Raw genomic sequence first — 14433 nt, forward strand, 5'->3', positions numbered from 1 at the left:
TTAAATGAAATTCTTAATTTTGATTTATGAAACAAATCAAAAGCATAGTCCTAGTTGGTTTAATTGGTTCCAGCTTATTTTTCAGCAGTTGTGAAACCTTAAATCAAGCCGGAATCACCCTTCCGCCGCAAGGGACAGGGACGACGGGGAGCAATACTGGTGGTTCAGGAACTAGTCAATCTAGCTCTGGAACCATTACCCAAGCAGAAGCCAATACAGGGATTAAACAAGCCTTGAATAATGGACTTCAAGAAAGTATCAAAACGCTTTCGGTAAAAAATGGTTTTTTAGGGGATGCAGCGGTCAAGATTTTGATGCCCGAAGAAGCAAAGAAGGTGGAATCAGCTTTACGAGCGGTAGGCATGAATAAATTATGTGATCAATTTATTGCCAGCATGAACCATGCTGCAGAATCTGCTGTTAAAGAAGCATCATCAGTATTTATCAATTCATTATCCAGAATGACGGTTAATGATGCTTTCAATATTTTATTGAGTGGTCAGCAGGATGCGGCAACCAATTTTTTCAAGAGATCTACTTCGGCAGAACTGACGACTAAATTTAGTCCAATCATTCAAACTGCGATGGGGAAAAACAATGTTTCAACTTATTGGAATCAATTAACCACAGCTTATAACAACTTACCATTAGGCAATAAAATTGAAACTGACCTAACGGCCTATGTTACTCAAAAGGCCATTGATGGGTTATTTGTAAAGGTTGCGGATCAAGAGCTTAAAATTCGTAAAAATATTGGTGGTGCTCGTAATTCAGGCATCTTGGACAAGGTATTTGGCTGGGTTGACAAACAGTAGACCGCAACGAGATGAGGGATGAGTGCGATACGGTAAAAATTTTCAATTAGAATATAACGGCCATTTATTACGAATAAATGGCTGTCTTTTTTAGGGGATGCGAGTAATTAATTTGTAGTTTTGTCGGATGGAAATTAATCAAATACAAGATTTTCAGGTAGCTGAGAATTTTATAAAATATGTTCAGGTTGATACCCAATCTGATGTACAATCTAGCACCGTACCATCCACAGAGAAGCAAAAGGATTTGAGTAGAATTTTGGTTGAAGAATTGAAGTCTATTGGTATTGCGGATGCACATCTAGATGATCTAGGTTATGTTTATGCCACAATTCCTTCCAATACGGACAAACAAGTTCCTGTTATTTGTTTCTGTTCTCATGTGGATACTTCGCCAGATTCATCTGGGTCTAATGTTAAGCCCATTGTTCATCAGAATTACCAAGGTCAGGATTTGATTCTTCCAGATGATTCCAAGATCGTAATTCGGATGTCTGAGCATCCGGATCTTAAAGAGCAGATCGGAAATGACATCGTAACGGCTAGTGGGAAGACCTTGTTAGGTGCAGATGATAAAGCTGGGGTTGCTGAAATCATGGATGCTGCTCGTATTTTAATGAGTAATCCTGAGATTAAGCATGGCGATATTAAGATTTTATTTACTCCGGATGAGGAGATCGGCCGCGGTGTAGACCATGTAGATATACAGAAATTAGGGGCCACCTATGCTTATACAATGGATGGGGAACGTGCAGGAACGATTGAAGATGAGACTTTTTCTGCGGATGGCGTAAAGATCAAAATTGATGGAATCTCTATTCACCCAGGCTATGCAAAGGGAAAAATGATCAATGCCATCAAAGTAGCTTCTGATATTATCGAGCATTTACCTAAGGATCGATTATCCCCAGAAACTACCTATGCTAAGGAAGGTTTTGTTCACCCGACGAATATTGAGGGTACAGTAGAGGCAGCGACCTTGAATTTTATTATCCGCGATCATGACACGAAGAAATTGGCGGAGCATGAAGCGGAATTAGAATCGATTGTAAAGACTGTCCTTTCGAAGTATGAGGGTGCAAGCTACACCTTTGAGGTCAGCGAACAATACCGTAATATGAAAGAGATATTGGATCAACATTCAAAAGTAGTTGAGATCGCGATGATGGGTATTGAGCGAGCAGGGATGAAGGTTGAGAAGCGCAGTATCCGTGGCGGAACCGACGGGTCGAGATTATCCTTTATGGGATTACCATGTCCAAACATCTTTGCGGGCGGCCATGCCTTTCATGGCAAGCAAGAATGGGTTTCTATTCAGGATATGCAAAAGGCAGTATTGACCATTTTACACATTTCAGCCCTTTGGGAGGAATTATCATAAAAGTACATTAACAAGAAATTTAGACCATATGCAAGAGAACGAAGTTTTAAAGAACATTCAATACAGAAGAGCGGTATTCCAGGCGAACTACACGGATCAAGAAGTTAGTCGCGAGGACATTATGACTATTTTAGAGGCGGCAAATGCTGCTCCTACGCATAAACGCACACAACCTTGGCGTTTTGTTATTTTTCGCAATGAGGGATTAATCCGCTTAGGGGATGAGTTAGCAAGGATTTATAAGACTGTTACTCCAGCGGAGAAATACACTGAGGTTACAGAGCAGAACATGGCGAAAAAGGCAACCCAATCTAAGGCTGCTTTAGCTATTATTGTGGACTATTCTGGTGATCTACCTGAATGGGAAGAATTAGCAGCGACAGCATGTGCAGTTGAAAACATGTGGTTAGCGAGTGCCTCACTTGGTATTGGTGGGTATTGGGCTACACCGGGATTAATCAATCATATTGGTCCATTCCTAAACTTAAAAGAGAATCAACGTTGTATAGGATTTTTCTATATGGGTCATCATGATTCAGAACCTAGAGAACCTGTTAGGAGTCCAATCGAGGATAAAATCCGTTGGGAAGAATAAAACAAAAGGTCTGAGAAATATCTCAGACCTTTTTACTTCTACCCAATTGTACTCCTTATTCTACAATAATTGAGACTCCCCCCTTTTCACCTTTCCAACTTATTTTTTGCTCAATAAAAGTAGAGATAATCGCATTTAACTCTGAATTGGTCGACTTCAAGAATTGAATATTTTGAGGTTTCCCATCCGACACATTAAAAATTACCTGAACATTTCCTTTTCCATCAATATCTCTTAGTTCAGAATTTAGTTCTTCATTAAATTGTTCCCAACCAACTAAAGGTTCGGCATCCGATTGTTCCAATTTTGAGGATTGCACATGCATATGCTGTTCCATCAAAATAACCTCATTATTTCTTTCAGTTTTATGGTTAGTCATGTATTTGAAGAAGATTAATGAACATGCTACGAGGAACAATACAGCGGCTACCAAAGCGATGGTCAACCTGTGCCAGCTGTAGAATCGTCGTTTTTTATCTTCAGCTTTCGCGGCAATTTTTTTAGCCAAGCGTTGTTGAAGAATACTAAGTTGTTGCGAGTCTACACCTTTTTGTAGTTTGTAGCCATCGATAGCATCTTGTAAGAAAGGATCATTTAAGGCTTCACGTTCCATCTGATACATTTCCTCCTTACTCATGAGTCCCATGACGTAATTGTGAATTCGCGTTAATTGATAATTATTTTCCATTACTTTTTCTCCATACAAATTTTCAGATTTCGGCGTCCATTTTGGATATAACTTTTGACTTTAGCGATGTCATAGCCTGTGATGTCGGCGATATCTTTATAACATTTCTGTTCTAAATAAAACATTCGGATGCATTGTTCCTGTTCGGCATTTAAGCCGGCGATACAGCCTTCAAGTTTTTCAAAATCTTGCTCATTCCATTTTTTTTCATCTTCCAGATTGAGCACTTTTTCAGATTCGAAGAGATTATCCTCGATATCGACTTTGGTGACTTGTTTGTTTTTACGGAGTTGCATCAAACAAAAGTTACGTGCATAGACATATACCCAACTTTTGAAATTATCAACTTCATAAATTCGCAGTTTCTCGATGAGTTCATCAAAAATTTGCATCACTGCATCTTGGCTGTGTTCAGCATCCTGAAGATATTTATAGCATACCCCATAAAGCAAGGACATATAAGGAGCATAGATTTTTCCAAGTGCATCCAGATTTCCTGATTGTTTATAGTATTGCAACAATTGTTTTTCGTCCATGCTATTTTCTCTTCATATATAAGATGAATTCAATTCTCAAATTGCATAAATTATTTCAATAATTTAGATAAAGAGGACACAAAAAAGCCTCGAATGATATATTCGAGGCTAGGATCAAAAAAATACGTTAAAATATCTCTGGATATCACCTATTTATTAACCAAATAAGGTAATTGCGAGGATTAAAGTCACGATAATATTAAATGTTTGAGCAATTAGGAAAGCATATAAAGGTTTTTTATTATCCTGTTTGAAGAGATCTTTAAAATTTGTTTCTAATCCAATAGAGGTAAAAGCCAGTGCAAACCACAGGCCTTGTAAGCTTTTCAGGCTATCTTTGATTTGAGCGGTAGTTTCAGCAGGAACGACAAAGGAGAACATCAAAGAGACGAACACAAAACCCACAACAAATTTCGGGAATCTTTCCCAGATTAATTTCAAGGTAGGTTTATCCTTTTTAGTTTGATCATCGACAGATTTGGAGTAAGTCCAATAAATACTGATAAAGAATGCTGCAATACCTAGAAGTACATTTTGGGAGAACTTGACGATGGTACTAATTTTTAGGGCTTCCTCACCTACTAAAGTTCCCGAAGCTGCTACGGCACCACTCGTATCGATACTTCCCCCCAACCAAGCTCCCGTTACTTCTTGGGATAATCCCATAAGTTCAGCTAGATAAGGCATGAAGATCATCATTGGAACGGCAGTAACCAGGACCAAGGATATTACATAAGATAGTTTTTTATTATCCCCTTCAATCGCACCAGAGGTTGCAATAGCAGCAGAAACACCACATATTGACACCGCACTGGAAAGCATTAAAGACATTTCTTTATCTATTTTCAATTTCTTACAGATCCAGAATGCGAAATACCAGACCGATACAACAACCACCAAGGCTTGTATCAATCCAAGCGAACCAGCTTTCAAGATATCTCCAAAAATTACGGTAGTTCCTAAGAGGACTAATCCAATTTTGACATACATTTCAGTATTTAATGCTTCTTTGAACCAAGCGGGTAATTTGAAGAAATTACTAATGACCAAACCGATTACTAAACTGAATATTACGGCTTCCAGGTTAAAGCTTTTCACCCCTGCATTCCCTGCGAGAACCAGTGCAAACAGGGTTAGAAAATAAACCAAGGGAAATACAACAAGTAAGGCTTTGAGATTTTTACCGAGCAATATTGCACCGATAATCGCTGTCACATATACTAAAATAAACTGAAGTCCCATTGCGCCGAGATTTCCTAGGGATAAAACTTTTGAAGAAAGTTCATTGGTATCAGACCATCCAAAGGATGGAACAGGAGCTACAATTCCGAATAAAGCTAGAGCAATAATCCCAAGACCAAGAATAACAACGACCCAGTCCTCAGAAAGTACAAGTGATTTGGCAGACATAAAATGTTTAAGTTGATGATTTAATTAACTGATTAAATGCGGGCTGAATATAGGGAAAATTAAATTGAAAGCCATTTTTTATCGTTAATAAAGTTGTTACGGGAACAGATTCCAGTAAGAGTACCGGATCCACATTTTTTACGTATGCAGCAATTTTTGCCATAAAAGTTGGCAGGGGTAAACCTATCGAAATTCCGGCTTCCTTTCTCAAAGCCTTCATAAATTCACTATTATTCACAGGATTAGGACTACAAGCATGATAGACTCCTGCCCTATTTTGGGATTGTATGATCCAATCCATTAATCGGACGAAATCTGTTTCATGAATCCAAGAAACCATTTGCTTTCCAGTTCCTACTTTTCCGCCCAATCCCATTTTTGTCAATGGATAGAGTTCAGCAAACATCCCTGATTTCTTACTTAATAAGGGACTCATCCGGAGGATTACCTTTTCGGTTTGCGGAGTTTTGGCCTCGAGAAAGACCTTTTCCCAATCCTGAGCCAGTTGTCCGAGGAAATCATTTGCATATAGATGTGAGGTTTCGTCTTGTAGGCCAGTTTGGCCATTAAAAATAGAAACACCTGAGAAATTGATCCAAAGTTTAACTGGAGATTCTAATTGAGCAATAGCCTCACCCAACAATCTAGTTGGGGTCAACCTAGAACTACGCAACAATTTTTGGTTTTCTTTGGTGAATCTTCGATTGATGGATAATCCACAGAGATTGATCAATACATCGGCATCTTCCAATTTCTTCTGCCATGTATCCAGATTTTCAGCATCCCATAATACAAATTCAATTTTGGGATGAGATTTGACCATTCGTTGCCTACTTAATACAATAATTTCATGGCCTTGTTCCCTAAATAGGCTGATCAATAAGTTACCTAAATTACCTGTTCCACCTGCTAATACGATCTTTGCCATAGTTGAGATTAAATTTTGATATTGTAATGGTCCTTCAATGCAATCCTAGCTGCGTGAAAACCACACATTCCATGTACCCCACCAGCGGGAGGTGTGGAAGAAGAACCGATGTATACATTGGGATTAGAAGTTCGATATGGGGTAAAAGACCTTGTTGGCCTTGTGAATAGTTGAAAAATATCCATTTGACCGGCATTAATATCTCCACCAACATAGTTTGGATTATACTGTTCAAGTTGTTGGCTATTCATGCTGGATCTTGCCAATATGGTATCTTTGAATCCAGGGGCAAATCTTTCGATTTGATTTTCAATAGCAGAAGTACGGTCAGCAAAGGAACCATGCGGAACATGGCAATAAGCCCAACCTGTATGTTTTCCTTCTGGAGCTCTGGAAGAATCAAATCTACTTTGTTGCGCAAATAACACAAAGGGGTTATCAACCAATTTACCATTGAAGGTATCCAACTCCGTTTGTGCGATTTCTTCGAAAGTATTTCCTAAGTGTACTGTTGCTGCCAGCTGGCTTCTTTTGTCTAAAAACGGAGTTGGCTCAGAAAGAGCCCAATCAATCTTAAACACCCCCATTCCATAGCGATATTCCTCAAGTTGCTTTTTATAATTTTCATTCAATTGGAGGCCTTTCAATTTAAGAATCTGTTGCGGGGTCATATCCAGAATGAGAACCTTATGTTTCGGAAGATCTTGCAGGTCTTCAAACCAGTAATTAAGTTGAATTTCACCAGCAAGGGATTCATAATAAGCACCCATTGCATTGGCGATTGCCTGAGATCCACCTTTTGGAATGGGCCAGCCTACTTTGTGTCCAAGAGTTGCCAAAACCAATCCAATAGCTGCAGTTGAGAGTTTGTTAAAGGACATAATTCCATGTGCTGCCATTCCTGCCCATAATGCCTTAGCTTCTACGGTTTGAAATCCTGAGGCGATAGCTTGAGCACTACGTAGTCCTGACAATCCGAATTTTGCCATCAGCAGTGGATGGCTGGGAAATTTCAAGGGTCCAAGAATATCGGTGGAAAGCTGCTCCCAATTTTTAATAAAAGGTTCAAGGAGCGATTGGTATTTATTGAAATCCACTCCTAATTCCTCTTTCATATAATGAATATCCTGATGCAGATTAACAGATTTGCCATTATCGAGTGGTTGAGACACCTGATAATCGGCGAATTCAAATGATAATCCATATTGCTCCAGGGGCAGTGACCGCATAAATGGGGATCCCAGTGCCATGGGATGAATTGCGGAGCAGACATCGTGTTTAAATCCGGGGAGTGTGATTTCCTTGGTTCTCATACCACCTCCTATTGTATCAGCGCCTTCAATCAATAAGGTGCTGAGTCCTTGCTGTTGCATGGTTATGGCTGCTGCCAGCCCATTTGGGCCAGACCCTATAATTATTGCGTCGTAACTTTTCAAATTCCGTGAATGAGACTTAAAGTTAAGCATAAGGTCGCTGAATAGCGAAGGGAAGGGATTAAAAAGAAAAAGCCCCAAAAATGGGGCTTTTACTCATAATCAACCTTAATACTTAGAAACAGTATTTATTTTCTTCTATTAATTTTTTCGCGATTCTTTGGCGAGCATCTTTTAGGTTGAACGGTTGCGCCTTTGTAAAACGACGTAAACCAACCAACATCATATTCAACTCATCCCCTTCAGCGAAAGAATATAGGGCTTCCTTACCAGCAGCATTAACTTTATCAATCGCGCCGTATAAATATACTTTAGCCATGTCTGCTGCGTAGTCTGCATGTTCACCTGGTTGTGTATGCTGTAATTTCTCAGCACGTAACAATACTGATTCAGCCACATATACATAACCGATAATGTCAGCAATATTCATTAATATTTCTTGTTCTTTAGCTAATGACATCATTAGTTTTTGAACCGCAGCACCAGCGATCATCAATCCAGCTTTTTTCAAATTGGCAACAATCTTCTTTTCTGCTGCGAAAGGAGTTTCATCCTCTGGTCCGAAGTCAGGAATAGACATTAACTCGCCCGCTACAGCTTGCGCAGGACCCATTAAATCTAATTCACCTTTCATGGCCCGTTTCAATAGCATATCCACCACCAATAGTCTGTTGACTTCATTGGTTCCTTCAAAAATTCTATTGATACGGGAATCGCGGTAAGCTCTTTCCATTGGAGCTTCTGCGGAGTATCCCATTCCACCATAGATCTGAACACCTTCATCCACGACATAATCCAACATTTCAGAACACCATACTTTGATGATGGCACATTCAATGGCGAATAGTTCCACGGATTTCAATTTAGCTTTCGCTTCATCCATTCCGGAAGCGATTAAAGCTTCATAGGCATCATCAATATTTTGTCCGGCACGGTAAGCTGCGGATTCATTAGCAAAAAGGCGAGTTGCCATTTCCGCTAATTTATAGCGAATAGCTCCGAATTTAGAGATTGGCAAGTTAAACTGTACGCGTTCATTTGCATAATTGATTGCTGTGCTTAAAACAGCACGTGAAGAACCAATTGTTGCGGCGCCAAGTTTTATACGTCCGATATTTAAGATGTTCACTGCTATTTTAAAACCGTTTTCTCTATCAGAAAGCATGTTTTCAACAGGAACTGGGCAATCATTGAAGAAAATCTGACGAGTTGAAGACCCTTTGATTCCTAATTTATGTTCTTCAGGATTCATGGTAATTCCGCCAAAGTCTTTTTCAACGATAAATGCAGTCAGATTTTTATCATCATCAATTTTTGCAAAGACAATAAATACATCTGCAAAGCCCCCATTGGTAATCCACATTTTCTGGCCATTGATCAAGTAATGGGTTCCCTCAGCATTTAATTTTGCAGAGGTACGTCCAGAGTTAGCATCAGATCCAGAGTTCGGTTCAGTTAAACAATAAGCTGCTTTCCATTCACCTGTAGCCAATTTTGGGATATATTTATCTTTTTGGGCATCATTTCCATAGTATAGAATTGGCAATGTTCCGATTCCAGTATGCGCAGACAAGGCCACTGCGAAGGAAAATCCTCCACCTACTGCATCAGCAACCAACATCGAGGTATTGAAATTTTTTCCAAAACCACCATATTGTTCAGGAATAGAAACTCCCAACATGCCTAGTTCACCGGATTTATCCATTAAACTTTGCATCAAGCCTTCTTCCTGGCCATCAATTCTATCGAGTTTATTCAACACCTCTGTATCCAAGAAATCGATACAGGTTTGGCGGATCATTCTAGCTTCCTCATCAAACTCTTCAGGGATGAAGATATCATTGTAATGAGTTTCGCGAATTACAAATTCACCACCTTTAATTGCTTTATTTTTTACTTCTTCGCTCATGATATTCTTTAATATTTAGAATAAGTGAACAAGCACCTTCTTCTGATTTTATATTTTGTTAGTTCAATTTTATCTACAGGAGTTCGAAAATCCCTGCTGCTCCTTGTCCAGTACCCACACACATGGTTACCATTCCGTATTTTTTACCACGACGTTTCAGTTCGTGCAATACTTGTACAGTTAGTTTTGCGCCAGTACATCCTAGTGGGTGTCCCAAAGCAATTGCTCCACCATTCACATTGACTTTTTCTTCATCCAGCCCCAATTCACGAATTACCGCCAAAGATTGAGAAGCGAAAGCTTCATTCAATTCAAACAGGTCGATATCTTCTTGTTTAAGTCCAGCTTGTTTAAGTGCTTTAGGGATGGCATAGATTGGGCCAATACCCATGATTCTTGGTGGTACACCCGCTACTGCATAACTTACCAATTTTGCAATTGGTGTTAGGTTTAGCTCTTTCATTTTCTGTTCCGACATCACCAATACAAATGCTGCTCCATCGGAAGTTTGTGAAGAGTTCCCTGCAGTTACTGAACCTTTGGCATCAAACACTGGCCTCAGTTTAGCCAATGCTTCCAAAGAGGTGTCCGCACGAGGACCTTCATCCGTATCTACAACATATTCTTTTGTAGCCATCTTACCATCCTTGATATAATTATCTTTTATGGTAATAGGCACGATCTCATCTTTGAATTTACCTTCCTTGATTGCTGCTACGGCTTTCTCATTGGATTTTAGGGCAAATTTATCTTGGTCTTCTCTAGAAACGTTGTAATCCTTAGCTACAGCTTCTGCTGTAAGTCCCATTCCCCAATACCAATCGGGGTGGTTTTTAGCGACTACAGGATTAGGTACGATTTTCCATCCACCGAAAGGCATTCCAGACATCACCTCTACTCCACCGGCGATAATGATATCAGCCATTCCAGTTTTAATTTTCGCTACTGCAGTTGCAATAGTTTCCAATCCGGAGGCACAGTAACGGTTTACGGTTAATCCCGGCACCTTATCTGTATCTAATCCCATTAGGGAAATAAAACGACCGACATTTAGTCCTTGCTCTGCTTCAGGCATTGCATTACCAACGATGACGTCGTCAATATCTTCTTTATTTACATTTGGGACTGATGCCATTAAATGTTTAATCACATCCGCCGCCAAGTCATCAGCACGCGTAAATCGGAATCCTCCTCTCGGAGCTTTTCCCACTGCTGAACGAAATCCTGCTACAATGTATGCTTCCATTTTCTAGTATTTAGTAGTTAGTATTTAGTAGTTAGACCTAGACCTGTGACAATTTTTTCTGAAGGACAAAACTCATTTTTTGAACTTCATATATTTTGTTGCTTAATCTGTCTAAATCGCTATCTAATAAATAACCTAAATTTTTTGATATTATTAATTGTGTTTCCAATTCATATGTTGAACCATGGGCAATTGCCAAGAATTGAACAAATGATTTATTGCTGTTTCTTCCAGCTCCTTCAGCAATATTTGAAGGAATTGAAATTGCTGCTCTTTGAATCTGATTAACTAAATTGAACTTCTCTTTATCGGGGAAGTCAGATGTAATTTTATATATATCTGAAACTAATTCAATTGCTTTCATCCAAAGCTTCAACTCTTTATAATTATGCATTTGTATTAAGTATTGGTACTTAAAAAAGGTATTGAACTTTTCATTAAGGAGGTTAACCTGTATTTTACGATATTGTTAACCTTAAATAAAGTAGCTCACCCTGTCTAAATACTAAATACTTAATACTAAATACTAATTTCGCAACGGTTTTCCTGTTGTCAACATTGCTTGAATTCTTTCTAGGGTTTTGCGGGTTGCGCAGAGCTCTAAGAAGGCTTTGCGTTCCATGTCTAGAAGGTATTGCTCGTCGACTTCGGATGGTGCGGAAAGATCTCCACCGCACATTACCCAGCCTAATTTTTCGGAAATTAATTTATCATGTTCGGAGATGTAATGTCCGGCTTCCATTGAGGATGCTCCGACATAGACAATTCCTAATCCTTGATTTCCTAGTACCTTTATATTTTTACGGTGTGCTGGTTGTACATAACCTGCATTTGCCAATTCTAATGCTTTAGCTTTAGCATCTGCCAATAGACGCGCACGATTCATGCTGATTGCGTATTTTCCTTCTTGCAGATAACCTAATTCAAAGGCTTCCACCGCTGAAGTCGATACTTTGGCTTGACCGATGGTCAAGAAACGATCTTTCAAGAAGTTTTGGTCAATTTGATCTGGACGGAAATCATCCGATGCTCGCAACGCAAACTCTTTGGAACCACCTCCACCAGGGATAACACCAACACCAAATTCTACTAATCCCATATAAGTTTCCGCATGGAGCTGCACGAAGTCAGCATGCATGGAGAACTCACAACCACCACCTAATGTCAATTGGAATGGTGCTGCGACTACAGGGATTGCCGAATATCTCAAACGCATCGATGTATCTTGGAACATCTTCACCGCCATGTTCAACTCATCATAATCCTGCTCGACAGCCATCATAAAGATCATTCCGATATTTGCACCTGCAGAGAAGTTCTTACCATCATTGGAAATCACCAATCCGCGGTATTCTTTTTCTGCAAGGTCAATCGCTTTATTCAAACCTTGAATCACATCACCACCAATGGTGTTCATCTTGGTATGGAACTCACAGTTGATAATGCCATCACCTAAATCAATGATGGATACACCAGAGTTTTTCCAGATTGTTTTGGACTCACGAATATGGTCAAGAACGATTAAATCTTCTGTTCCAGGAATTGGTTTATAGGATTTCGAAGCGATGTCATAATAATGACGCACTCCGTTTTCAATTTTATAGAAGCTATCAAAACCGGCCTCCAACATATCTTTTACCCATTGGGCAACTTCACCAGTCTGACCTGGAAGACGTTTTTCTTCGTTTTTGATTTTTTCTAGCGTTTCTTTGACACCAAGGGCATCCCATACCTCGAAAGGACCAATTTCCCAACCGAATCCAGCGCGCATAGCATCATCGATACGGAAGAAATCATCTGTAATTTCAGGGACACGGTTAGAAACATATTCGAACAAAGGATAGTGCATCGCACGGAAAAGCTCTGCGGCTTTATCTGTTCCTTGTTCATATACCTTCATGCGCTTACGAATATCTTCAACAGGCTTCGTTGCTTCCAAGGTTGAAGATTTCACTTTTTGTTGAGGACCATAAGTCAGGTCTTTCAGATTTAAGGAAAGAATTTCGGAGTTTCCTTTATCATCCTTTACCTTTTCATAAAAGCCTTTTTTAGTTTTTTCACCCAACCATTTATTTTCCACCATTTTACTGATGAAAGCTGGCAGGACAAAAACACCTTTGGCTTCATCATCAGGGGCATTTTGTTCAAGACCTTTTGCGACATTAACTAGGGTATCCAAACCTACTACATCCGCAGTACGGAATGTTGCCGATTTAGGGTGTCCCATTGCCGGTCCTGTATATTTGTCGACTTCTTCTACGGTTAGACCAAGTTGTTCCACCAGGTGGGTTACAGCCAACATAGAATAAACTCCGATTCTATTACCGATAAAGGCTGGAGTATCTTTACATAAAACGACTGTTTTACCAAGCATTTTATCACCGTATGCTACTAAGAAATCCACCACTTCTTTTTTGGTGTCTTTAGTAGGGATAATTTCCAATAAAGGCAGGTAGCGCGGAGGATTAAAGAAGTGTGTACCACAGAAATTTTCTTTAAAATCCTGAGATCTACCTTCTTCCATCAGGTGGATTGGAATACCAGAGGTATTGGTTGTTATTAAAGTTCCAGGTTTACGGAATTGTTCAACTTTATCAAAAACAGATTTTTTAATATCCAAGCGTTCCACTACGACTTCGATTACCCAATCAGCCTGAGCGATTTTGCTCATATCATCATCGAAGTTACCTGTTGAAATACGCGTTGCGAAGGATTTGCTATATAAAGGCGCGGGGTTAGATTTAATTGCCGTACCCAAGGATTGGTTCACAATTCTATTACGGACAGCTGGACTTTCCAGGGTTAAGCCTTTGGCTTGCTCTGCGGGCAATAATTCTTTTGGAACAATATCCAAAAGCAACACCTCTAAACCTATATTAGCAAAGTGGCAAGCAATTCGAGAACCCATTACTCCGGATCCCAATACAGCTACTTTTTTAATATTTCTATTCATATCACGTATATTTTCTAATTTTCTATGGTTCTATTTGAATAACAGGAGTGTAATTTGTGGCAACTTCGTTTATTTTCTTTAGGAATTTGACGAGGGTTGCTTTTTCTTTTTCAGAGAAAGAAGTATTGAGATAATCATTAAATTCTCTGACTACATCTTTAGCGATTTTTCTTTTTTCATGACCGAGTTCTGTGAGATACACTTTAACTGAACGTTTGTCGGTATCACTGGTTTCTCTATATATAAAGCCTAGGGTTTCTAAATTGTTTAGGACCCTTGACAAAGAAGTTGTTTTTACGCCGGTAGAATTTGCAATTTGGGAGACGGGCGTTCCATCTCGGTGAATATTGATCAATATATATCCAGCGGCCTGAGTAAAACCGTGTTGTGAGGCAATCACATTATATTTATTGGCAACAGTTTGCCATGCCGTTTTTAAGAAATAGTCAATGGTATTATCTTGGCTCATATTCGGGTCTTCTAACATTTATTATGCAAGCATAACAAATTTAAATTATTGAATTGATAAATCAAACTGT

At 39.3% G+C, this 14433-nt stretch carries 13 protein-coding genes; 3 read left to right on the forward strand and 10 right to left on the reverse strand.

Annotated elements, in window-relative coordinates; translation table 11 throughout:
• Window positions 1-26 precede the first annotated feature (26 nt).
• From ACF3OC_RS16730 to ACF3OC_RS16740, 3 genes are all read left to right on the forward strand, one after another.
• The gene (locus ACF3OC_RS16730) at window positions 27-815 is read left to right on the forward strand and encodes a DUF4197 domain-containing protein (protein ID WP_392470031.1); all 789 of its coding nucleotides are present in this window, start codon (window positions 27-29) and stop codon (window positions 813-815) included.
• 127 nt (window positions 816-942) lie between these two features.
• Window positions 943-2196 carry a peptidase T gene (pepT, locus tag ACF3OC_RS16735; RefSeq protein ID WP_392470033.1) on the forward strand — a complete coding sequence of 418 codons (1254 nt, stop codon included), beginning with the start codon at window positions 943-945 and terminating at the stop codon, window positions 2194-2196.
• A gap of 28 nt (window positions 2197-2224) precedes the next feature.
• The gene (locus tag ACF3OC_RS16740; protein ID WP_392470035.1) at window positions 2225-2791 is read left to right on the forward strand and encodes a nitroreductase; all 567 of its coding nucleotides are present in this window, start codon (window positions 2225-2227) and stop codon (window positions 2789-2791) included.
• A gap of 55 nt (window positions 2792-2846) precedes the next feature.
• Here ACF3OC_RS16740 and ACF3OC_RS16745 read toward each other — a convergent pair whose 3' ends face one another.
• The 10 genes from ACF3OC_RS16745 to ACF3OC_RS16790 form a co-directional block, all read right to left on the reverse strand.
• Complete coding sequence (locus tag ACF3OC_RS16745; protein ID WP_392470037.1) at window positions 2847-3479, reverse strand: hypothetical protein; 633 nt, start codon at window positions 3477-3479, stop codon at window positions 2847-2849.
• Window positions 3479-4015 (reverse strand): RNA polymerase sigma factor, encoded by a 537-nt coding sequence (locus ACF3OC_RS16750; protein ID WP_392470038.1) that lies wholly within the window; start codon window positions 4013-4015, stop codon window positions 3479-3481. The genes ACF3OC_RS16745 and ACF3OC_RS16750 overlap by 1 nt, the downstream gene beginning before the upstream one ends.
• Window positions 4016-4171: 156 nt before the next feature.
• Window positions 4172-5425 (reverse strand): YeiH family protein, encoded by a 1254-nt coding sequence (locus tag ACF3OC_RS16755; RefSeq protein WP_094280549.1) that lies wholly within the window; start codon window positions 5423-5425, stop codon window positions 4172-4174.
• A 7-nt stretch (window positions 5426-5432) separates the two neighbouring features.
• Complete coding sequence (locus ACF3OC_RS16760) at window positions 5433-6353, reverse strand: TIGR01777 family oxidoreductase (RefSeq protein WP_392470040.1); 921 nt, start codon at window positions 6351-6353, stop codon at window positions 5433-5435.
• 8 nt (window positions 6354-6361) lie between these two features.
• Entirely contained in the window at window positions 6362-7789 is a 1428-nt protein-coding gene (locus ACF3OC_RS16765) for a phytoene desaturase family protein (protein ID WP_392470043.1), read from the reverse strand.
• A 112-nt stretch (window positions 7790-7901) separates the two neighbouring features.
• A complete protein-coding gene (locus tag ACF3OC_RS16770; RefSeq protein WP_392470045.1) occupies window positions 7902-9695 on the reverse strand; it encodes an acyl-CoA dehydrogenase family protein in 1794 nt (597 codons plus the stop codon).
• A 73-nt stretch (window positions 9696-9768) separates the two neighbouring features.
• Window positions 9769-10941 carry an acetyl-CoA C-acyltransferase gene (locus ACF3OC_RS16775; RefSeq protein WP_392470047.1) on the reverse strand — a complete coding sequence of 391 codons (1173 nt, stop codon included), beginning with the start codon at window positions 10939-10941 and terminating at the stop codon, window positions 9769-9771.
• Window positions 10942-10978: 37 nt separating this feature from the next.
• The gene (locus ACF3OC_RS16780) at window positions 10979-11335 is read right to left on the reverse strand and encodes a four helix bundle protein (protein ID WP_392470050.1); all 357 of its coding nucleotides are present in this window, start codon (window positions 11333-11335) and stop codon (window positions 10979-10981) included.
• A 132-nt stretch (window positions 11336-11467) separates the two neighbouring features.
• Window positions 11468-13894, reverse strand: a complete 2427-nt coding sequence (locus ACF3OC_RS16785; protein ID WP_392470052.1) for a 3-hydroxyacyl-CoA dehydrogenase NAD-binding domain-containing protein — start codon at window positions 13892-13894, stop codon at window positions 11468-11470.
• A 22-nt stretch (window positions 13895-13916) separates the two neighbouring features.
• A complete protein-coding gene (locus tag ACF3OC_RS16790) occupies window positions 13917-14363 on the reverse strand; it encodes a MarR family winged helix-turn-helix transcriptional regulator (protein WP_094258575.1) in 447 nt (148 codons plus the stop codon).
• Between the last annotated feature and the right edge of the window lie 70 nt (window positions 14364-14433).

This window comes from Sphingobacterium cellulitidis (assembly GCF_043187465.1).
GTDB classification, from domain to species: domain Bacteria; phylum Bacteroidota; class Bacteroidia; order Sphingobacteriales; family Sphingobacteriaceae; genus Sphingobacterium; species Sphingobacterium cellulitidis.

What these genes read in the sequence shown, in the direction of transcription:
- ACF3OC_RS16740 (WP_392470035.1), top strand. Translation starts at nt 2,225, where the DNA reads ATGCAAGAGAACGAAGTTTTAAAGAACATTCAATACAGAAGAGCGGTA.
- ACF3OC_RS16755 (WP_094280549.1), bottom strand. Translation starts at nt 5,425, where the DNA reads ATGTCTGCCAAATCACTTGTACTTTCTGAGGACTGGGTCGTTGTTATT.
- ACF3OC_RS16785 (WP_392470052.1), bottom strand. Translation starts at nt 13,894, where the DNA reads ATGAATAGAAATATTAAAAAAGTAGCTGTATTGGGATCCGGAGTAATG.
- ACF3OC_RS16775 (WP_392470047.1), bottom strand. Translation starts at nt 10,941, where the DNA reads ATGGAAGCATACATTGTAGCAGGATTTCGTTCAGCAGTGGGAAAAGCT.
- ACF3OC_RS16750 (WP_392470038.1), bottom strand. Translation starts at nt 4,015, where the DNA reads ATGGACGAAAAACAATTGTTGCAATACTATAAACAATCAGGAAATCTG.
- ACF3OC_RS16745 (WP_392470037.1), bottom strand. Translation starts at nt 3,479, where the DNA reads ATGGAAAATAATTATCAATTAACGCGAATTCACAATTACGTCATGGGA.
- ACF3OC_RS16760 (WP_392470040.1), bottom strand. Translation starts at nt 6,353, where the DNA reads ATGGCAAAGATCGTATTAGCAGGTGGAACAGGTAATTTAGGTAACTTA.
- pepT (WP_392470033.1), top strand. Translation starts at nt 943, where the DNA reads ATGGAAATTAATCAAATACAAGATTTTCAGGTAGCTGAGAATTTTATA.
- ACF3OC_RS16780 (WP_392470050.1), bottom strand. Translation starts at nt 11,335, where the DNA reads ATGCATAATTATAAAGAGTTGAAGCTTTGGATGAAAGCAATTGAATTA.
- ACF3OC_RS16730 (WP_392470031.1), top strand. Translation starts at nt 27, where the DNA reads ATGAAACAAATCAAAAGCATAGTCCTAGTTGGTTTAATTGGTTCCAGC.
- ACF3OC_RS16790 (WP_094258575.1), bottom strand. Translation starts at nt 14,363, where the DNA reads ATGAGCCAAGATAATACCATTGACTATTTCTTAAAAACGGCATGGCAA.
- ACF3OC_RS16770 (WP_392470045.1), bottom strand. Translation starts at nt 9,695, where the DNA reads ATGAGCGAAGAAGTAAAAAATAAAGCAATTAAAGGTGGTGAATTTGTA.